The organism is Populibacterium corticicola (assembly GCF_042683685.1).
In the GTDB taxonomy this organism is placed as follows: Bacteria; Actinomycetota; Actinomycetes; order Actinomycetales; family Cellulomonadaceae; genus Timonella; species Timonella corticicola.
In genome coordinates, this window is record NZ_JBHUOP010000002.1 from 682,393 (window position 1) to 702,108 (window position 19,716).

At 60.6% G+C, this 19,716-nt stretch carries 15 protein-coding genes and 1 riboswitch; of the genes, 6 read left to right on the top strand and 9 right to left on the bottom strand.

Translation table 11 applies throughout. The annotated features are described in order from the left end of the window. Nucleotides 1-97: 97 nt before the first annotated feature. The 4 genes from ACFSYH_RS06695 to ACFSYH_RS06710 form a co-directional block, all read right to left on the bottom strand. Nucleotides 98-1,936, bottom strand: a complete 1,839-nt coding sequence (locus ACFSYH_RS06695) for a glycosyl hydrolase family 18 protein (protein ID WP_377466031.1) — start codon at nt 1,934-1,936, stop codon at nt 98-100. A gap of 93 nt (nt 1,937-2,029) precedes the next feature. Further along, nucleotides 2,030-4,648 (bottom strand): glycosyl hydrolase family 18 protein, encoded by a 2,619-nt coding sequence (locus tag ACFSYH_RS06700; protein WP_377466033.1) that lies wholly within the window; start codon nt 4,646-4,648, stop codon nt 2,030-2,032. 401 nt (nt 4,649-5,049) lie between these two features. After that, nucleotides 5,050-7,248, bottom strand: a complete 2,199-nt coding sequence (locus ACFSYH_RS06705; protein ID WP_377466036.1) for a helix-turn-helix transcriptional regulator — start codon at nt 7,246-7,248, stop codon at nt 5,050-5,052. Between the two features lie 100 nt (nt 7,249-7,348). After that, nucleotides 7,349-8,017, bottom strand: coding sequence for a DUF6891 domain-containing protein (locus tag ACFSYH_RS06710; RefSeq protein WP_377466038.1), 669 nt, complete (start codon nt 8,015-8,017; stop codon nt 7,349-7,351). Between the two features lie 1,077 nt (nt 8,018-9,094). Here ACFSYH_RS06710 and ACFSYH_RS06715 point away from each other — a divergent pair. Both ACFSYH_RS06715 and ACFSYH_RS06720 read left to right on the top strand, forming a co-directional pair. Continuing rightward, nucleotides 9,095-9,424 carry a hypothetical protein gene (locus tag ACFSYH_RS06715; protein ID WP_377466041.1) on the top strand — a complete coding sequence of 110 codons (330 nt, stop codon included), beginning with the start codon at nt 9,095-9,097 and terminating at the stop codon, nt 9,422-9,424. Between the two features lie 86 nt (nt 9,425-9,510). Continuing rightward, nucleotides 9,511-9,816: a putative quinol monooxygenase gene (locus ACFSYH_RS06720; RefSeq protein ID WP_377466043.1), complete on the top strand. Its 306-nt coding sequence runs from the start codon at nt 9,511-9,513 to the stop codon at nt 9,814-9,816. Between the two features lie 8 nt (nt 9,817-9,824). Here ACFSYH_RS06720 and ACFSYH_RS06725 read toward each other — a convergent pair whose 3' ends face one another. After that, complete coding sequence (locus tag ACFSYH_RS06725) at nt 9,825-10,628, bottom strand: EI24 domain-containing protein (protein ID WP_377466044.1); 804 nt, start codon at nt 10,626-10,628, stop codon at nt 9,825-9,827. 321 nt (nt 10,629-10,949) lie between these two features. Then, a riboswitch (TPP riboswitch) is annotated at nt 10,950-11,058 on the top strand. A gap of 98 nt (nt 11,059-11,156) precedes the next feature. On the opposite strand from ACFSYH_RS06725, the gene ACFSYH_RS06730 reads away from it, so the two are divergent. The 4 genes from ACFSYH_RS06730 to ACFSYH_RS06745 are packed head-to-tail and all read left to right on the top strand — an operon-like array spanning nt 11,157 to nt 15,326. After that, nucleotides 11,157-11,885 (top strand): YkoF family thiamine/hydroxymethylpyrimidine-binding protein, encoded by a 729-nt coding sequence (locus ACFSYH_RS06730; protein WP_377466045.1) that lies wholly within the window; start codon nt 11,157-11,159, stop codon nt 11,883-11,885. Then, a complete protein-coding gene (locus ACFSYH_RS06735; RefSeq protein ID WP_377466046.1) occupies nt 11,882-12,598 on the top strand; it encodes an ECF transporter S component in 717 nt (238 codons plus the stop codon). Before ACFSYH_RS06730 ends, ACFSYH_RS06735 begins: the two co-directional genes overlap by 4 nt. Further along, a complete protein-coding gene (locus tag ACFSYH_RS06740; RefSeq protein ID WP_377466047.1) occupies nt 12,595-14,562 on the top strand; it encodes an ABC transporter ATP-binding protein in 1,968 nt (655 codons plus the stop codon). The genes ACFSYH_RS06735 and ACFSYH_RS06740 overlap by 4 nt, the downstream gene beginning before the upstream one ends. Then, a complete protein-coding gene (locus tag ACFSYH_RS06745) occupies nt 14,559-15,326 on the top strand; it encodes an energy-coupling factor transporter transmembrane component T family protein (RefSeq protein ID WP_377466048.1) in 768 nt (255 codons plus the stop codon). The genes ACFSYH_RS06740 and ACFSYH_RS06745 overlap by 4 nt, the downstream gene beginning before the upstream one ends. Before the next feature lie 404 nt (nt 15,327-15,730). On the opposite strand, the gene ptsP is transcribed toward ACFSYH_RS06745, so the two are convergent. The 4 genes from ptsP to ACFSYH_RS06765 are packed head-to-tail and all read right to left on the bottom strand — an operon-like array spanning nt 15,731 to nt 19,715. Further along, the gene (gene ptsP / locus ACFSYH_RS06750; RefSeq protein ID WP_377466049.1) at nt 15,731-17,440 is read right to left on the bottom strand and encodes a phosphoenolpyruvate--protein phosphotransferase; all 1,710 of its coding nucleotides are present in this window, start codon (nt 17,438-17,440) and stop codon (nt 15,731-15,733) included. Nucleotides 17,441-17,442: 2 nt separating this feature from the next. Next, nucleotides 17,443-17,709: an HPr family phosphocarrier protein gene (locus ACFSYH_RS06755; protein ID WP_377466050.1), complete on the bottom strand. Its 267-nt coding sequence runs from the start codon at nt 17,707-17,709 to the stop codon at nt 17,443-17,445. A gap of 33 nt (nt 17,710-17,742) precedes the next feature. Further along, a complete protein-coding gene (locus tag ACFSYH_RS06760; RefSeq protein WP_377466051.1) occupies nt 17,743-19,266 on the bottom strand; it encodes a PTS fructose transporter subunit IIC in 1,524 nt (507 codons plus the stop codon). After that, nucleotides 19,263-19,715 carry a PTS sugar transporter subunit IIA gene (locus ACFSYH_RS06765; RefSeq protein WP_377466052.1) on the bottom strand — a complete coding sequence of 151 codons (453 nt, stop codon included), beginning with the start codon at nt 19,713-19,715 and terminating at the stop codon, nt 19,263-19,265. Before ACFSYH_RS06765 ends, ACFSYH_RS06760 begins: the two co-directional genes overlap by 4 nt. Between the last annotated feature and the right edge of the window lies 1 nt (nt 19,716).

Sequence of the window (19,716 nt, forward strand, 5' to 3'; positions counted from 1 at the left end):
CACCAACCGCTGCCACTCTCCACACACGAAAACGGGCGGTCTGAGTTCTCCCGAACTCAGACCGCCCGTCCCTCACATTCACACGCGGAAGACTAGATCAGTTGATCTTCTCCCAAGGTCCCCACGGAGACGAACCAGGTTCGTCGCCCTGGGTCCACCATTTGGCCCGGTACGTGTCACCCACGTATTGGACCGTGTCACCGGCAACATATGCCTTCGAAGCGATCCATGTGGTCTGTCCACCAGGATTGGTTGGATCCGGCGTTGGCTCAGTGCCATCGTCCGAGCACGCTCCGATAAGTTCCCACACGGCGTTGGCACCCGGAGTGTCACCCTGGGTCCACCACTTGGCGCGGTATTCGGAGTTGTTGTGGGAAACAGTGGCCCCACCGGTGTATACCGAACCAGCGTTCCAGGCCGCAGCCGTGCACTGACCTGGGTCAACCGGGTCGGTAGGATCCGTGGGATCAGTCGGGTCGGTTGGGTCGGTGGGATCGGTTGGGTCTGGATCAACAGGATCGACCACATCACCAGGCTGGCCGCTGCGCAATTGGTCGGCAAGAACGCTGATCAGTTCGTTGTCACGGTCGCCGGAGGTCTCCCACCACATGCCGCCGCCGAGGCGCAGATCAATGATGTACTGCGCCTTGCGCTTGGTCGAACGCTCGTTGTCGTATGACCACCACTGGTCCCCGTTGTAGTTCCACGCAGCGACGATCTCAGGGTCGTAGTAGTCCGTGCCACGCTCGATCAGACGGAAGTAGTCCTCGTTACCGGCTTCCCAGGTTCCAGGTGCAGCGCCGTTGGCGGCAGCCCATGGGTCGGACGTGGTGACGCCCTTCCACCCACGACCGTAACTGGCGAGTCCAATACCCAACTGCTTCGGGTCGATACCTGTCTTCAGGTATTCCTGAACGGCCTTGTCCACGCTGAACTTACGGTTCTCTGGACGTGGGTCATTCGGGTCATCGAACAGATTTCCCTGGTGTCCGGCCAGTTCACCGTCCCAAGCTCCATGCAGGTCATAGCCCTGGATGTTTCCGAAGTCGAAGTACTCGAAGTTCTCCGGGTCGTTCCAGCCACCGGCCTCGATGTCATCCGGGTTGGCTGGCAGGAAACCAGACAGTTCGTAGTACTTGCCGTGCTCAGCGCCGACCTCGTCAAGCTGCTTGCGGAACTCCTTCAGCAGAGCCTTGAAGTTAGCGCGGTCGTTGACCTCATCAACGTAGTTGCCCTCAAGGCCGTTGTGGCTGCCTGGCCACTCCCAGTCGATGTCGATACCGTCGAATACGCCAAGAGCGGTTCCCGGTCCACCGCGACCGTCAATGACCGGCAGGTTACCGCGAATGTACAGGTCAACACAGCTCTTGACCAGTTTGGTGCGCGATTCAGGGGTAGCGGCTGCACGTGAGAAGTTCTTGGACCAGGTCCAGCCACCAAGGGAAATCATCACCTTCAGTTGAGGGTGCTTCGCCTTGAGTTGCTTGAGCTGGTTGAACGATCCGGCCAGCGGCTGGTCCCAAGCGTCACGGACACCGGAAACCGACGTGGCTTCCGTGTAGCCCATACCGAAGTCAGCCCACGCGTCACCGGCACCATCAGATCCGTTGGGACCCGTACCCTGCGCCTTGTTCGCAATGAAGCACTGCAGGGTCTGGTGATGGATGTTACCGAATGAGTAGTTGATGTGGGTCAGGTCGGCGGCGGCTCCCGAAACATCGAGTTGCTTGACTTGGAATCCACGACCATACACGCCCCATTGCGCGAAGTAACCGACGTTACGGTAGCCGTTCACGGCTGTTCCCGCCGTCGAGTCGTCTTGTGTTGCTGGTGCTGATGCGGCTGGCGTTGCCACCATCGTGGCAGCAACCGCAGCGGCTGCCGCGAGTGCAAACGTCTTTTTGACGCCACTCATCCACTTCTTTGTTCCCGTCATGTCTCTCCTTGTGTCCGCTGTGCCTCGGGAAGGCACAGCGTGATTATTTGGTGACGAGGGGCCTCCACGTACCGGGAGGCCCCTCCAGTTGTGTCAGCGGCAGGTACGAGTCTCATCCCAGACTGCGTCTGTACCAGGCGTATCGCCCTGTGTCCACCACTTGGCGGTGTATTCCTTGCCGCCGTGGGAGACGGTTTGACCGCCGGTGTAGACGGACGTTGCAACCCATGCAGCGGCGCTGCAGGTTCCGCCGTTGCCATTACCGTTTCCGTTGCCGGTTGGCGCGGAGGCCAGGGTGACGTTGCGCGGCAGGTCGTACAGGGTTGCGAAGGTTTCGCCGCCAAAGCTGATGCGCAGGTTGGAGATCTGCGTCATCGGTAGGCGCCAACTGAACTTGGTTGACGCAGAGGCTCCTGGTGCGATGCCGCCTGCTGGAACCTTGAGCTCGTAGGTGTGGAAGTCACCCTTGAGTCCACCAACGTTGCTTCCCGTGTGGTCGGAGGCGATCTTGGTGATGCCCCAACCGCTCTGTTCGCCCATCTCTCCGGTGTCGCTTGTGGCGGTGTCGAAGGTGATGACCGCCCCAGCCGGGATGGTGATGTCGGAGTTGTTGGTGAAGGTCACCCGCGGGTTGATTGGGTAGTTGTTGTCTCCAAGAGCGAATTCGGAGTACTTCACCTGTAGGTCAATCGCCTTGGTCGGCATCTCGACGTTTGCCTTGCTTGCACCATATGGCGATGAGTTGGACAGACGGTCGTGAATGAGGTTCACGAGCGATGAACCCATCTCGTACTGTCCCTTGTCGGCGTTGTAGTCGTAGTCGCCCGCGAGCTCCCAGATCATCACGCCGCCGAGTCCCTTGTCAGCCACGTAGTTGGCCTTGGCCGAGATCGCAGCATCCGAGTCACCCGTGATGAAGGTCTTGGTGGTGTTGTTCCACCACCATTCAACCTTGGTCACGTCATCGAAGTGGTGCGTGTAAGCACCGGTGATGGCGTTAGGCACGTTATAGGCATCAACGTAGTCGCCGACAACCCCGTTCTGCAGGTTGAGCAGGTGCCAGATTGGGTTCACACCCGATGGAACCTCGTTGCCCTGTGGGTCCGAGTCGTGCCACAGGTTGTCGATGCCGACCGCCCCCGCACCACACTTCGAGTTGCCACCCAGCGATGGGCCAGTACCGGATGGGCACTTGGTCTGATCAGGCAGTGGTGCCGATCCACCGAACCCGTTCTCGCCACCGGTTACTCCTGTCCAGCCGCGGGTGTAGAACGGTACACCGATGTTGATTCGACCTGCTGGCATGGAACCGCGGAAGTAGTGGGCGGCCCAGTCGGTGTTGAGGTATCCGATGTTGGAGTATGCGTTGTAGACGCCACCTGCTGCGAGTTCGGGATCCTTGCCGTCGTCGTAGAGCGCTGCGTTTCCGCCGACGTAGTTGTTCCACGCTCCGTGCAGGTCATAGCTCATGATGTTGACGTAGTCGAGGTACTGAGCGATCTGGTGCACTTCCATACCGCGCAGCAGCCAGCCCGAGGCTGGGGCGGCGATGGTCAGCATGTAGTGCTTACCGTCCTCGGCACCTGCGATGTCGAGCTTTTCACGCAGGGTCTTCATGAGGTCTTCGTACTCGGCCCAAAGCTGTCCACGACGCTTGTCGGAGATGTGGAAGTCGTCTGGGTTTCCAGCCTTGCTATTGCTGGTTGCGTACTCGTAGTCGATGTCCACACCGTCAAACCCGTACGCGCGGATGAACTCGACTGCGGAGTCCGCAAACGTGTCGATCTTTGCCTGGGTCTGTGTCATCGCATAGAAGCCACCGTCCGCGATGCGGTCTCCGTCGGCGTCGAAGTGTCCACCGGTCTCAGCCCAACCGCCAACGGAGACGAGGGTTTTGACTCCAGGGTTTTGCTTCTTGAACTTGTTCAACTGGTTGAAGTGGCCGGTGTACGGGTACTCGGGGTCCATTTCGGCACCCGCAACACCGGGCCAGGTCTTGTCGGTCGCTGCGTTGCCTGCGGCCTGCTCGTTGACCGAGACCTTGCCGTCAGAGCCAATGTGGGCGAACGCGTAGTTCAGGTGGCTGACCTTGTTCCACGGAATGTCCGATGCGAGGTATCGAGGGGCATCGTTTGCTCCGGTACGCCAGCTCGTGAAGTAGCCGATGACACGGTGCTCTAGACCATTGGGAAGCTTTTCGCGTCCGTCCTCGTCATAGATCGTGCAGTATGGAACGTCAACGCCTGGGGTCTGGTACAAGCCGTCTGGGCGGCAGATCTCGTCAGGGTTTGAGGTCCACGGCTGGTCTGGGTCGGGCGTTTCCGTTGGATCCGGGTCCGGAGTCTCCGTGGGGTCTGGGTCAGGTGTTTCCGTTGGATCCGGATCCGGAGTCTCGGTAGGGTCTGGATCTGGGGTTTCAGTTGGGTCTGGGTCGGGAACCTCGGAACCGCAGCTACCGATCTTCTCCCAGGCACCCCACTGTGAGGCTCCTGGGACTTCGCTGTTGGTCCACCACTTGGCGCGGTAGTTATCGCCTTCGTAGGAGACCTCTTGGCCTCCCGTGTAAACGGTTCCGCTTTGCCATGGCGTCGAACATGCGGGGCCATCGGCTGCCTGCGCCGCAGGACTTGCGAGTGCGAGGCTTGCGGTAACCACCACCGCAGAGAACAACGCCCCGACACGGGTGTATCGAGAACGGCTGGTATTGCGCATTTTGTTACCTGTTCTTCATCGGACAGAAAGTGCGGTGTGCATCACACCTACGGCGGAGGGGAACGCCGTTGGTTAAATGTAAGGACAGCCCTGCCATGCGTACATCTGCAATACCCACATCAGTAAGGACCCCTACGTAGTGACCCGCATCACATCGTTTAACGCGGGTAAATTTGCTGGTCAGACACTTGGGATTCACTGTGGATTTACTGAAAGTTGCATACGGCAACATACTTTCCACCTGCAAAATGGGGTGAACTCCCCATGTGAATTTCGAGGAAAAGCACTCTCTTCGTTAAGCCGCAGGAGCGGAGCACTCACGCAAGATGGAGCCGGAACGTACCGGATCGTCGCCAATGGACCCGCGCGAACCATCGCGCGGGGATGCAGAGAGACCAGCCTCAGGAAGTCTGTGCGATGCGGTGCGCACGCACCACGAGCTCAACCCGATTATGTACGCCGAGTTTCACGAACACGCGTCCAACGTGCACCTCAACGGTCCGCACGGAAACGCTCAGTCTCTCCGCGATCTCCTTGTTGCTGGCGCCCTCCACCACGAGCATCGCAACCTGCAACTCGCGCTCCGTGAGGATCTGCGACCATGCAGCCCTGCACGCGCCGAGCGCATCCTCAGTACGCACGTTCTCCGTGGTGACAGGTTGCACCTCGGCGATCGCGACATGCGGTGATCTACTCGCGAGCTTTCGCTCCACCAGGCGCTGCCATGCAGTGGCACCAGACTGTGAGAACAACATCGAGGCAACAAGTAAATGTCTGCGCCCAGACTGATCGTTGCGGGCGATGCACAGCTCACCGAGGAATGCCTCGACCCGTGCCCGCTCAAACGGAGACACAATCGTTCGACTCTCCACCCGAACATTCTCATACGCGACAGACCAACTACTGTCACCGACCTGCCGCAACCGCAACCGCAGATTTCGACCTCGCGTGGTATCCGGCGACTCCGGTGCACTGGCAGTCAGAAACGGGCCAACCTCATCGAGACCAGGAACCCCAAAGCACAGATGGGGTGCGCCACGATCAGTCCACACCATGATCTGATCCGCAGCCTCTTCAGGGGAGTCTGCCAGATAGGCGGCGACCGCGCGATCCACAAGCATGTCGATTGAGCCAGAACCCGGCATGGAATACGCAAGAGCCGCAGACAACGCCTGAGTTTCTCCAGTGATCGCGAGTTCCACCCTGCGGGCGACAATGATTCCAAGTCCTGCGAACCCACGAGCAAACGGGGTGGAGTACGCCGCCCGGTCTATGACCGCCTTCGCCTCCGCGAAGTCCCCCGCCCACACCTGCAGGAGGGCTTCAACAACGTGGCGGTACGCACGTACCAGCGGGGTACGTTCAAACCCTTGCACCAGCGGATCAGGAGCGGTTGACAGCCCACCGCCCTCACGGGCCAAGATGGCCAAGCCGTCATTGGGGCGACCGTCCAGCCCGGCAGCAAGCGCCTCAAAGGCGTTCTCACTGGTGGCATCACTGCGCACCAAGTGGGTCGGAGGGTTCCCTCCACTCAGAAGAATGCACCAGGCGGCTGCCGCGCGCGCCACTTGATCGGTGATCTCGTTGTTGTCCGCGAGTTCATCGAGCCAGGGCAACCAGGCGTTCACGCCATCGCCATCGGAGCGCTCGGCGCACAGGCCCGCAGCGAGGGCAGCGGTGCGCTCCCAGGAAACCCGCTGACATTCATCAGTGAGGTCCACCCCGAGGACGGTTGCGTCAAATGCCGGCACCACGTTGCGCTGCATGGCAACTGCCGTCACGTATCCAGGCAACGCTTTCATACGCTGTCGCTCGGAACCCTCCGCAACGAGAGGCTCCAGCCAGTCCACCGCATCATCGACATAGCCGCCTCCGAGTGCGGCCATTCCTGCGATGAGGTGAGCATCCGCGCGCGGCTCCCCCTCAGCATGGCTGGCCGCTTCGCGCGCGATGGCGACACTGCGCAAGACCTCCCCCCTGTGCAGTGCCATTCGCGCGTCCTCGAGGAGCGGCTGCACGAGCGTCGCATCCCCTTGAAGTGCGCTCAGGGATTGGTGCCACCGAGAGCGGGTTTCATCGCCGCGCCGCAGATACGCTTCGGTGAGCAGGCCGTGGACCGTCGTGCACTCGGACAGGGAGGATGTTCCATGCACCCAGATGCGAAACCGCGGGTCATCGAATGAGAAGTGTGCGGCCACAAAGTTTAGATGCGATCCGACCTTGGAGGTGATGATGTCGGTGATATCCCGCCCGGCGATATCGAGCAGGGTGTCTACGCGGTTGTCCGTGCATACTGCTGCGGCAAGCAGCACCTGACGTTCCCACGCGGCGAGGCGCATATCGGAGAATCGACGTTCGATCGCGGGCACGAGCGGGAGTGGATCGGGGAGCACCCGCAATCCTCGACGCTGGTCCTCGGTGAGAAGTCCACATACCTCTCGCAGGGTTACCGCGTCACCGCGGACGGCAGCGAAGAGTGGCGCCAGCACGTGCGGCGCGATCACGATCCCCTCGTGCGCGAGTTGCGCGAGGGCCTCACTTGCATTTGCCCAGGTGCTCGACTGTGGAAAGACGTCGGCCGTTACGGTTTCATCAGCCATGTATCCTCCGCTTGCTTCATCGAACGCGTGGGAATATGTTAGCACTGCTTACAAAGTAAGGCGAATGCCCTCATCGTTTCATCTGCCCGGCATGGGCATCTCAGATCCGCACGACATAGGTGGCATTGCCAAGCAAGATGCGGGTGCCAAGATCCTGATCCCATTTCACTTCCAGACCGTGTTTCTCCAAGATCGGGAACACCTCGGCGATCATTAACTGTTTCACGATCTCAAAATAGACATGATCCTGCTCTGACTCGCTCATTGCATTCCACACGGCCTCATCCACATGGGCATCGAGAAAGGCTCCGTACCCCACGTACGTCTCACAGTCGTAGACGAGCCGATCCGTGTCTTGGGTGTGGAAGTACAGGAAGCCACGCCACTTCCGAGACTCATCTCGCTCGTCACCGATTTCTGCAGACGCGCAACTTCCACAACAGGTGAAGTCAGCTCGGGCCACAACGCCAATTTCTGCGAGTTCCGCGAACGCCGCTTCGACATTGCCTGACGGAAATTCAGGCCACCCAGCCTGCTGCGCCCGACGCAGTTCGACAACCGACTCGAAGTACTTGGTGGCCTCGGCATCACTTACACCCGCGTCTTCGAGTTCGTCACCGAACTGCTCGACATACACGGCCGGGTCGCTTTCCCCCTTGAGCACCAAGTGCCAGGTTTGTTCGTGAAGGTATTCGCGGTCATCCTCGGGCAATCTCCACGTCTGAGGAATCGCGTATGCGGGTGGGGCGAGGTTGAACAAGTTTGTCATGAGGATTCCTTACAACCCTTTCTTAGGCATCGTCCACCTTTGAGGACGCTTCGGCACTCGACAGCCGATACCCCATGCACGCACACCTGACGTCGTGCCCGGTAAAAACCTGCGCGCACGCGAAGTCTCAGCAGACAAAGTCTCTCAAATTTTCCTGGAACTCCTCACTCTGGTCAGGCGTTTACCCTTCAGGTGGATCTGGTGGCGCGCACCTGCCTGTTTTACTCCAGGGTTTTGTCCATACCCGTTCGGCGCGTGCCATCGGCCTCACCTGCCGTCGCGGCTACCGCGACTGTGAGGAACTGGGCGTTGCGACCGGTGAAGGGTTCGACCTTTTCAAAGGCTGTGCCGCCATCCGTCCCAACTGAGAACCAACAACTCAATAGGGCCGCAACGCCGGTTGTGGTGCGCGGTGTCTGCTGGTGGCACCGCGCACCTTTTATTGCCCTCACGGGCATTTCTCATTTCCGACGAGCCGACAGGCCCCAGCCACTCGCACCCGTCAGGCGTCAGCCCACTTTTCCGACACATGTCAGCCTCGTGGAGAACCACCGCTTTACGCATCACATTAGATGGGGACTAGTTTCGCTACTACTGGTGGAGAAATAACGATAGTCTCATCTCGCCACCATTATTCTGGCTTGATACCAAGACTGTCCGCCACACAGCAACGGGTATACCAAGAATTCTCACACTTTGAGATTTTAGAGCGGGTGAAAATCGTGGCAGACTAACTGCTTTTCAGGTGTGAGGGAGTTATCAAAAAGGCTTTAAGCGCTTAACGTGAACTTTCCCGATGGAAAGAATTCAACGTGTCTCAAGGTCACAGCCGCGGAGGCGTTGATCTGCGATTTTGTTTCCAGTCGGAAAGTTGACGTGTTCACGCGCATCGCACGATTAGCGGTGTCCATAAGCGCGCCGAACTCCATCCACGTGGAAAGGCCCACCATTCGTTGTTCAACTTCACCTGAGAAAAAGGTGTTACTCGGCCTATATCGCCCGTAACGTCATGTGAGGCGAACAACGTCTGATCCCCCACCAGACACAGTCACAACTTAAAGGAACCTGGAAAGAAAAATGGCGAAATTTAAGCGGACATTTTCGGCCGCACTGGTTAGCTCGGCACTCGTCGCCGGCTCCGCCGCATTCGCACCAGCCGCTATCGCGCATCCCGACACCAACGACTCTTCAACCTCAGTCGTTGTACTCGGTCCAGCTACCGTTTACGAATCCCCGAACGCTCCCCTCAAACGCCTTGACACCCCAAAGAAGTCGAAGGCCAAGAAGAGCACAGCAAAGAAGAAGTCCTCGTCGAAGAAGACCACTTCATCGAAGAAAAAGTCTGTCTCCGTCCAGAAGAAGACGGTAAAGAAGACCACCGTTGCTCGACACATCCACGCAGTCTGATCTCATCAACACAGGTCTCGCTGTTCCACAGACCCCAGCGGCGCACCGGCCATGCCCCACTGACAGGGTTTTGCTACCGTGAACACATGTACTTTTCCTCAATCGGCACGATGGGCGTCAAGTCCGGCCAACGTGATGCCGTCATCAGTATTCTGACCCGTTCAAACCCGGCACTTGCCGATATCGGCTGTCTGGTCTACGAGGTTGGCGGACGCGATGACGATCCCAACACCGTGTACGTGTGCGAGGTATGGGAATCAGAAGAAGCACACGCCCAGTCCCTCGAACTTGATTCCGTGAAAGAGACGATTGCCGAGGCCATGCCGCTGTTGACCGGAGATTTTGGCGGATACGACTTCATGGTTGCGGGATCGCCGTTACGCTCTGAGTAATCGCTACCTTATCGTCTAGTTTCTTGTTCTCTGGCACGGTGCATATCAACGGCGATGAGTTTGTGTGCGTAGAGACTCGCACCAACAACCGCAGACGGCATGAAGATGATCGCGCCGAGCGGGATGACAAAACTAAAGTGCACGGCAAGGCCGAATCCCAGAGTTGCGGGGCGGTTGAGTTTCAACAGTTCTTTGCGCCGCGAGTCGGACATTCCGCGGGCTGAGCAGGCACGTTCGGTGAGTTCTCCGGCCAGCAGCCAACCCGAGTACATGGGGTTGAGCACTGCCGCGGTGGTTCCGCCAACAACGGGGATGAGCCCGACCGCAAACAGAGTGATCGAACCGAGCAGCGAGCGCAGCATCAGGCCCCACCGAGTGTGCGCGGAGTCTGGGTCGCGTAGTTCTTCGGCGGGGACGTGGCCGAATTGGTCGCGTTCGACTTCACGCCAGATTTTGGCGTAGATGGGGTCTCCTACCGCTAGGGTTGTCGCGGCGAAGACCGCCACCAGTAGCGCAACGGAGCCGGTGAGCACGGCTAGACCAACGATGAATCGCGCAATCCAGCGGATCTGCTCACCCCAGTTTTCGGCGAAGGGTGTTGCCCACTGGGTGATATCCACAATGTTGATGAGCAAAACAACCACGAGCACAGTCATGACGGCAGAAACGAGGGCAGCAGGAAGGGCACCGAGTAACAGCAGCTTGGGCCGTTTCATCAGCCATCGCGCACCATGGAACAGTTGAGCGGCGCCGTCAATAACGCCCAGTCCGAGCCGCCCGGTCTCACCGACAAGGTCACGTCCAGTTTTCACTGTTGGTCCGCCTTTCACGCAAGTTATCCCTGCTCAGCCTAGGCGCAACGACCTGGTTCCACAAGGTGCTCGTTACGGACAAAGTAGTGACGTGGAGTGTAGGGGTTTCGCGGAGCAGACCCCTATCGGAACGGTAACGAATGTAGTTCGTAACCAATGAGCGTTCGTGCGTCCGACCCACAGCGCACCCGGACACACTACCGAGTCAAAAACCGACGTAATCGCCCATTATTTTTGGGTGACTACCTCGGTTTTTGGGTGGGTGGCAGTCCGTGGCCTGCAGCCCACCCCATCGCTGCACACTGGTTTTTCTGCTACTCTCGCTTACAGCACGGGAGTCCAGTGAGCTGGACTGAGAGGAAGTAATCCAACTTCGACCGTTGAACCTGATCTGGGTCATTCCAGCGAAGGGAGCGTCTCACACTCGCGTTGTGTTGAGCGCTTTCGCGCTCCACGCGCGGAAGTCTTACACAAGCGCCGCTACGCGCCAACGGGTCTACCTTTCCGTGCACTGAGGAAAGGAAACCAATGTCCACACCTACGTTTTTAGCGGCTGGCAGTTCTGCTCCGCCGCAGTCCACACAGATTTCCGACAAGTCGGCAGCAGGTCCGGCATCGGCGCGTGAGATCGTGTCGAGTCCGCTTCGCTTTGGGGTGGGTGCTCGTTTCACGCTCTCGGTCATGAGCGACAACTACGTCCAGCGCATCCTTGGGGCACTCGCCGAGGTTTCGCCTAAGGATCTTGAGATTGAGACCGGAGATGTTTCGACGTGGATCGGCGGACACGAGCGTGATCTGCTCGCGTATCTCACGGCGTTAACACACGCCATTGCTCAGAGCGGCGAGCACGCGTCGCTATCGATTCACCTATCGCGAGGCTGCCCTGGAGAGGCGTCCTGCTCGCTGCCGGGCGGTGCAGGTCCTCGCTCGGTTGAGGTGCCAAAGGGTGCACGCACAGGCGATTGGGTTGCCGCCGAATGGGCGTTGTATCCGCTGGGCACCCCTATGGGTGATGGGGACGCCAATGCCTCGCAGCACATGGCCAAGATTTACGAGGCCATCGAACGGACCAAAACGCATGGCACGTTCCGGACATCACAGCACTTTGTGACCCGGCTTGAGGGTGATGCTGGTCAGATCCTGGAGGATGTTGTGGCAGGTTGGGTGCTCACTGGGCAGGTAGTGCAGCACGTGACAAGCCATGTAACGCTCTCGATCAACAGCCCAAGCCACTCGGGTAGGGAGGCCGGACGGTGAGCGCTCCCATCAAGACTCAAGATTCCCAAGGCATTTCCCCGGAACCTAAGCAGCCGCTGCTCACTGTGCGCGACATCGTTTTGATTGTCACGCTCTCTGTAACGTTTGGGTTCCTGTACTGGGTGCTCGTCCAAGCCTGGTTCACCCTGCAGGTTGTTCTCGGACCCGCCGGAGACCTGTCTCAGCACTTCCTCTTTGGTGGCTGGCTGCTGGTGGCACCACTCGCGATAGCAATCATCCGGCGTCCCGGTGTCGGCATCATCGCTGAGGTGGTCGCTTCCGTTGTGGAGGTTGTATTCCTTGGTTCCCCTGTTGGCCCGATGCTGTTCATTGCGGCTGCCATCCAGGGGTTCGGTTCGGAGCTACCCTTCGCGCTCACCCGCTACCGGAAGTTCACGTGGCCCGTCTACGCACTGTCAGGTCTGTTCGGGGCCGGACTGGTGTTCTTCTTCTCAGCGGCCCGCTCCGGCTGGTACGGCCAAGACATTTTCTGGCTGCGATTCGGTATCCAGTGCGTCTCTGGGATCCTGCTCGGCGGGCTACTCGCGCTCGTCATCATCAACGCGCTACGCCGCACCGGGGTACTGAACAACTTTGCAATCATCCGTGAAGCCCACCTCATCAACACCCCAGCGCGCCGACGTACCGCGAGCGCCCAACCAGACACAGCCAGCGTCAACGCTCCTGAACTCAAGAGCGAGGATCTGACGTGACGTCCGCTCCGGTCATCCGCTATGAATCCGTCACGATCCGATTCCCCGAACCTCCCCACACCGGCCATCCACCGGAACGTGCGGTGCAGGGCCACGGTGAGGGATCGTCGGCAAGCAGTAAACAGCGGGCCATAGGGCCGCTGAACTTCACCATCTCCGCAGGCGAGAAAGTGCTGTTACTTGGCCCGAGCGGGTGCGGGAAATCCACGATTCTACGCGCGATGACCGGAGCGATCCCCCACGCCATTCATGCGGAGGTCAGCGGGACCATTGAGGTTCTTGGCAGGGATATGGCTCTGACCACGCCGAGCGCATGTGCTGCCAACATGGGGCTGGTGCAGCAGGACCCGTGGGCGAGCGTCTGCCTGCCGGTTGTAGAGGACGACGTGGCATTCCCGCTTGAAAACGCGGCCGTGCCACCTGCGCAGATCAGCTCGCGAGTTGCTGCGGCTGCCGAAAAAGCCAACGTCACCGACCTACTCACCCGCAAAGCCGCAACCCTGTCGGGAGGGCAGCTACAGCGCTCCGCTCTCGCAACGGCGGTAGTGCTCGACCCCGACATTCTCATCCTGGACGAGCCCACATCCATGCTCGATTCCGCCGGGATCGCAACCGTGACCGCAGCGATTGCCCAGACCATGCACGCCGATACATGCGCGATCATCGTTGAGCATCGACTCGACGAGATCGCCGAGGCTTTCGGGCCATCGCTGCTGCCCACGCGGTGGATCGTGTGCGGTGAAGACGGCACAATCGTGTGGGACGGCAACCCGGCAACGATCGATGCTTCGACCGCCCGACACCTCGTGGAATCGGGATGCTGGCTGCCACTCGACACTGAACTGCTTGGAGTGTTCGGAGTGGAAGGCGGGCTTGATAATGCGGAAGTCTGCTCACTCCTTGCCACCGCGACACAGCCGGATAGCGCGCGCTCGCCTGCCACGATGCCGGGTCTTAGTCCCGTCTTGGTGCGGGATCTCGCCGTCACCCCGCAACCACTACCGCGCCGACGTTCACGCAGTTCGCGTAAGCAGGGTCGTAACGATGCAGGGCCAACGCCCGTGCTTGAACACCTCAACTTTGACCTGAATCCCGGTAAACTCACCGCGCTCGTCGGTGAAAACGGTTGCGGAAAAACCACGTTGCTCCGCACGCTCGCAGGAGTCCACCAACCGTTGAGCGGAACGGTGGGCGCTGCCGATAATCAACCCACCTGGGCCGGGCTGATCTTCCAAAACCCGGAACACCAGTTCATGGCCAACACCGTACGAGCCGAACTCGCCTACGGACTACCCCCAGAAGCCACCAGTGTCGTGGACGAACTACTCGAACTCTTTGCGCTCGCGGAACACTGCGAACAGTCACCGTTTTCGCTCTCGGGCGGTCAAAAACGGCGTCTGAGTTTGGCGGCGGTCATCGCCCACGACTACGACCTGATCCTCGCCGACGAGCCTACCTTCGGGCTCGACAAACACGGGGCGATGAGCGTTCTACGCAGCCTGCGCGACTACTGCGCACGCGGCAAAACAGCTGTAATGGCCAGCCACGATATGCGCGCCGTGGCAACATACGCGGACCGGGTGCTTGTGGTTGGGCAGGGGAGGCTGCTCGCGGACGTCACGCCGTGGGAGTTGTTCACCGATGCGTCCCTGTGCAAAGCCGCTGGACTACGAGTACCGACAATCGTGGACTGGTGTGCTCAGCGCACTACCGACTCGGTGGAACTGAGTGCCCGGTTGCGTGCGCTCGACGCGTTGGGCATGAAGCGCTCGGCTGATCCTCGACTGGAGCCATTGGTTGGGGTGGCTTCTGGTGTCATGGGCTGGGGTGGAATGAGTCCAAACGCTACGTCCTCCCAGGACGCGAACTCCCACAGTAGGGCCCACGGCGGTGTGGCCTTGGCTGAACTGAGCCTGCGTGAAACAACCTCGGACCGAATGACACCGAGCGGAGGAACGCAATGAACACCGCACCTGCACCGTATCTTGACCGCCGCAATCCAACCGTGAAACTCACGGTCCTACTGGTCCTGAGCCTGTTCACACTCACCATGTTCGATCCAGTGGCAACCGCCATCGTGCTGTTCGGAACACTCATGGTGGTCACGTTGGGGTTACGCGTGAAACTGCGCGAAATGGCACTATTCCTCGTGCCATTCATGGTGTTCGGGATCGGGGTGATCGGCGTGAACACGGTGACTCGTCCGGGCACGGAGTTGTTCGCGCTCGCGGGTGTTTCGTTCACGCGTGAGGGTGCTCTGTTCGGTATCGCGATGGCGGTGCGTGCGCTCATCGTTGGGGTCATGACCGTCGCGTTTATCGCCTCAACCCGTCCACGGGACCTGATGGTTTCCTTGCAACAACATGCCCGGTTGAGCCCACGTTACAGTTACGCACTAATGGCCGGGCACCGGATGCTCGAGTCACTGCCGCAGCAGTGGGCAACTATCCGTGCAGCCCATGCGGTGCGCGCAGCCCGAGGCAAGGATGGCACAGCACGGTTCGGGGTTCGGGACTTTGCGCGCTGCGCGTTTGCGCTTCTCGTGGGGTCTATCCGACATTCCGAACGCGTGGCACTCGCCCTCGAACTACGCGGGCTACGCCCAGGCCCAAGATCGGTGTGGAAGCCTGTTGCCCTCACCTCGCGTGACTGGCTATTCGCTGGTGGCGCCCTCCTCGCATTCGGGGCGCTGACCTGGCTTGGAGCTTCCGCCTCGCCGCTCGCCTAACCGCAACACCATCACATCGCACGGCGGACCCAGAACACTACCGAGTCAAAAACCGACGTAACCACCCATTATTTATGGGTGGTTACGTCGGTTATTGGGTGGATGGCAGTTCCTGACCCGAGCATCAACGTGAGGTGCGCAGGCAACCCGCCGGATCGTCGTCAAACAGCCAACAAAGGTTGGGCACCACCTGACAGGTGGTGCCCAACCGACTAATCCCAATGCGCCTGTCTGTGCGCACAATTCCGGTACGATCGTGCACAACGCTGATTTTCAGCTCAGCACGCGAACGAAGGTGTGGATCGCGCAAGACCATTGGGGTATGGCTTAATCCGCTGTGACCGGCCATACACCTGGCGTGATGTGACCGCCCGTCATATGGACGATCACATCGCAGGCAACGCTCAAGAGACGAGCGCTGCCCGAACCTCTGGAACGAGAAGCTCGACGACTGCATTCTTCGCCTCATGCGGGGTCGCCGCAGCGAGAACAGCCTGAGCCATCTGCCGACACTGTTCGAGCGTGTGATGCCGCAAGGCAAAGCGCACGGCAGGAACCGCACCAGCCGACATGGATAGGCTCGTGACTCCCAGACCGGTGAGGACGAGTGCCATGAGCGGATCGGATGCGGACTCGCCGCACACGCCAACGGGTTTACCCGACTCCTGCCCTGCTGTCGCGGTCGCAGCGATCAGGTCTAGGATCGCTGGCTGCCACGCGTCGAGCAGGTCGGAGAGTTCACCGCGAAGCCGGTCAGTGGCCATTGTGTACTGTGCAAGGTCGTTTGAGCCGATCGACACGAAGTCGACCTCAGCGAGAATCTGACGGGCCCGCAACGCAGCGGCTGGAACCTCGATCATCACCCCGACCTTACTCAAGCCATGTCTGCGGGCTGCCGCCGCAAAATCACGAGCCTCCGTCACAGTGGCGATCATCGGTGCCATGACCCACGGGAAACTTCCCGTGTCTCGCGCTGCCTGAGCAAGGGCCTCTAGCTGGTCCTCAAGGAGTTGCGGGTGCAGTCGTGCGGAACGATATCCGCGGACGCCGAGCGCCGGGTTCTCCTCATCGGGCTGGGTTGCGAACGCGAGCGGCTTGTCGGCCCCTGCGTCAAGGGTGCGAACAACGACCTTGCGGCCCTCGAACGCTTCCAACACCGCCCTGTACTCCTTGGCCTGCGCCTCCACGCTCGGTGCATTCGAGGAGTCCAGGAAGAGCACCTCCGTGCGAAACAGGCCGGACCCTGCGACAACGTGACCATCGGTGTAGGCAGCCGCACGCTTGGCGTCAGCCGCCGTCCCGATGTTCGCGAGCAGGTCGATCGTGTGACCGTCCTTGGTCGAGCCCGGTTCACTGTCGGATTCGAGCTGGCGTTCGAGTTCTGCCTTGGCCGCGATCGCCGCCCGCAGTTCCTCGTTCGGATCGACGGTTACCCGCCCGGTTGCCGCGTCAACGGCAACGACCGTTCCCTCGTCGACATCGAGCACACCGCGCACCTGCACGAGGCATGGCAGACCCAACTGTCCTGCGATGATGGCCGTGTGGCCAGTCGGCCCGCCCAGCTCAGTGACGATTGCGAGCACCTTGGACAGGTCCAATGCCGCTGTGTCCGCCGGGGCAAGGTCCTCCGCCACGATGATGCTCGGCTCGCTGAGCACTGGAACGCCCGGAACCGGCTGCTCCAACAACTCCGCGATGACCCGGTCGCGAACCGATTTGAGGTCCGTCACCCGCTCCGCCATCATGCCACCGAGTTGCGTAAACAGTTTCACAAACTCGTCCACAGCGCTGTCGATGGCCTCGACCGGAGCAAGACCTTTCCCAAGGTTCGCCTTGCTCTTGGCCACGAGCGCCGGGTCGGCGGCGATCTGAGCCGCAGCACCGAGTACAGCGGCTAGACTGCCCTGCGCACCTGCGGCCTGATCCTTGAGGTTCTGGGTCACGGTTGCGAATGACTGGGCGATGACCTCCGGCAGGTCCTCTTGCGCCACCGGCGCACCGTCACGCAGGACCGGGGCGTCCGGGGCCGCCTCGACAGCGCCCCGGACGACCGCCACCGGACCGATGACTGCACGCCGACCAACGCCGGTTCCCTGCAGTACGAGTTCAGACATGTCTACGCGTCCTCTGCGTCCAGGTCGGTCTCAACGAGTTCCACGATCTTCTCGAGCAGGGCCTCGTCATCCGTCACAATCTCGACTTCTTCGCCGTTGCCAACGCCCAGGGTCATGAGCAGCAGAACGCTTGCCGCGTCCACGCCCTCGTCGCCTGGACGTCCCAGCGTGACCGTTGAACCCGCCTCAGCGGCAGCCTGGCTGATGAGTGTTGCAGGCCGTGCATGCAGCCCCTGCGCGGAACCTACTTTTACGACTCGACTTGCCATGGAAGTTCTCCTTTTTCGTGTGCGAGCAAAGACTCAAGCGGACGCTGGTACGTCAGCCAGCTCGTCGGAAATTTGGGTGGAGGACAGTCCTCCGTGGGTCTTGCGGAAGTGCATCTCCTTCAGCGTGACCAGTACCAGGGTCGACACCGCAACGCCTGCCGCGAGCGCCACGAGGAACCAGATCCAGCCGCCCACGAGTGGCAGCACCCAGATACCGCCGTGTGGTGCCATGAGGGTCACGTTGAACGCCATGGACAGCGCACCGGTCGTCGCCGAACCGATGATCGATGCGGCGATCACGCGTAGCGGGTCGGCGGCGGCGAATGGGATGGCGCCCTCGGAGATGAACGAGGCACCGAGCAGCCACGCTGCACGACCGTTCTGGCGTTCCTGCTCTGTGAACAGGGACTTGCGCACGGTCGTGGCCAATGCCATCGCGAGCGGCGCGACCATACCACCGAGCATGACTGCGGCCATGATCTTGTACTGTGCCGCATCGGAGGCGAGTCCGGTCGTTGCCAGACCGGTCGTACCGAATGTGTAGGCCACCTTGTTGATTGGTCCGCCGAGGTCCGAACCCATCATCGCGCCAAGGATAGCGCCGAGAATGATGAGTTGGTCGCCTGAGAGACCGTTCAGGAAGTTGGTCAGGCCGCTCATGAGGCCTGCGATGGGCACGCCGAGAACCACGAGCATCAGGAAGCCGACGATGATCGAGCTGAGAAGCGGGATCACGATGACCGGCATGATGCCGCGCATTCCCTTCGGCACCTTCCAACGGCTGATCCAGCGGGCGATGAAGCCTGCGAGGAAACCGGTGACCAGACCGCCAAGGAAGCCAGCGTCGACCATGACGGCCGCGGCACCACCGACGAAACCTGGCACGAGACCTGGACGGTCCGCGATTCCGTAGGCGATGTAACCGGACAGAACCGGGACGAGGAAGTTGAAGGCCAACTGGCCGGTCGCGAGCAGCAGGACCGACCAGGCTTGCAATGAGCCCCATTGGAAGTCAGCGAACAGTGCCTTCTGATCGACTGCGGTGACCTCGATGGCGCCTTCCGCGCCGCCCCATGCAACCTGCGCGAGCATGAACCCGAGCGCGATGAGGATACCGCCCGCTGCCACGAACGGGATCATGTGGGAGACACCCGTCATGAGCCACTGACGGACCTTGGATCCGGTGCTCTGGTCCTTTGGTTTCGCGGGCGTGGCAGGCGCAGCAGCCGCTGTGTCCACGGCAACTGGCCCGGCCTCGACCGCTGCGACGGCCTCTTCGATGACCTTGGCGGGTTCGTGGACACCGCGTTTGACGCCGACATCGACCGTTGGCTTTCCAGCGAACCGTTCCCGGCCCTGAACCTCAAGGTCAGCCGCGAAGATGACGCCATCCGCCGCGGCGATGACCACGTCGTCGATTTCCTCGGTTCCGATCGAACCCTGGGTCTCCACGACAACCTCATGCCCTGCGGCCTTGCCGGCCTGTTCAAGGGCCTCAGCCGCCATGTAGGTGTGTGCGATGCCCGTTGGGCAGGAGGTGACTGCTACGAATTTCATGGTGCGACCGCCTCGTTCACGATGTGTGCAACGGTTGCGCCGTCTTCCGCTGCCCGCAGCGAGTCCTTGAACTCGGCGTTGACGAGCTTGCGGGCGAGAGCGGCGAGGATCTTGAGGTGCTGGCCGTCGCCCGCCGCTGGTGCGGCAATCAGGAACACGAGGGTCGCAGGTCCATCAGGTGCACCGAAGTCGACTCCACCGGGAACCTTCGCCACGGCGAGCGACGGTGCGGTCACATGGTCAGACTTCGCATGCGGCAGGCCAATGCCGCCGGGCATTCCGGTCGCGGTCTTTGCCTCGCGGTCACGCACGTCCTGCGCGAATGCGGCCGCGTCGGTGACGCGTCCTGCGGCGAAGAGTTTCTGCGACAGCAGGTCGATCACTGCGTTCTTGTCCGCGGCATGCACATCCACGGCCACGAGGTCTGGAGTGATGAGTTGGGTGGTCATG

Coding starts and splice junctions, on each gene's coding strand:
- ACFSYH_RS06695 (WP_377466031.1), bottom strand. CDS start 1,936: ATGACGGGAACAAAGAAGTGGATGAGTGGCGTCAAAAAGACGTTTGCA.
- ACFSYH_RS06700 (WP_377466033.1), bottom strand. CDS start 4,648: ATGCGCAATACCAGCCGTTCTCGATACACCCGTGTCGGGGCGTTGTTC.
- ACFSYH_RS06705 (WP_377466036.1), bottom strand. CDS start 7,248: ATGGCTGATGAAACCGTAACGGCCGACGTCTTTCCACAGTCGAGCACC.
- ACFSYH_RS06710 (WP_377466038.1), bottom strand. CDS start 8,017: ATGACAAACTTGTTCAACCTCGCCCCACCCGCATACGCGATTCCTCAG.
- ACFSYH_RS06715 (WP_377466041.1), top strand. CDS start 9,095: ATGGCGAAATTTAAGCGGACATTTTCGGCCGCACTGGTTAGCTCGGCA.
- ACFSYH_RS06720 (WP_377466043.1), top strand. CDS start 9,511: ATGTACTTTTCCTCAATCGGCACGATGGGCGTCAAGTCCGGCCAACGT.
- ACFSYH_RS06730 (WP_377466045.1), top strand. CDS start 11,157: ATGTCCACACCTACGTTTTTAGCGGCTGGCAGTTCTGCTCCGCCGCAG.
- ACFSYH_RS06745 (WP_377466048.1), top strand. CDS start 14,559: ATGAACACCGCACCTGCACCGTATCTTGACCGCCGCAATCCAACCGTG.
- ptsP (WP_377466049.1), bottom strand. CDS start 17,440: ATGTCTGAACTCGTACTGCAGGGAACCGGCGTTGGTCGGCGTGCAGTC.
- ACFSYH_RS06755 (WP_377466050.1), bottom strand. CDS start 17,709: ATGGCAAGTCGAGTCGTAAAAGTAGGTTCCGCGCAGGGGCTGCATGCA.
- ACFSYH_RS06760 (WP_377466051.1), bottom strand. CDS start 19,266: ATGAAATTCGTAGCAGTCACCTCCTGCCCAACGGGCATCGCACACACC.
- ACFSYH_RS06765 (WP_377466052.1), bottom strand. CDS start 19,715: ATGACCACCCAACTCATCACTCCAGACCTCGTGGCCGTGGATGTGCAT.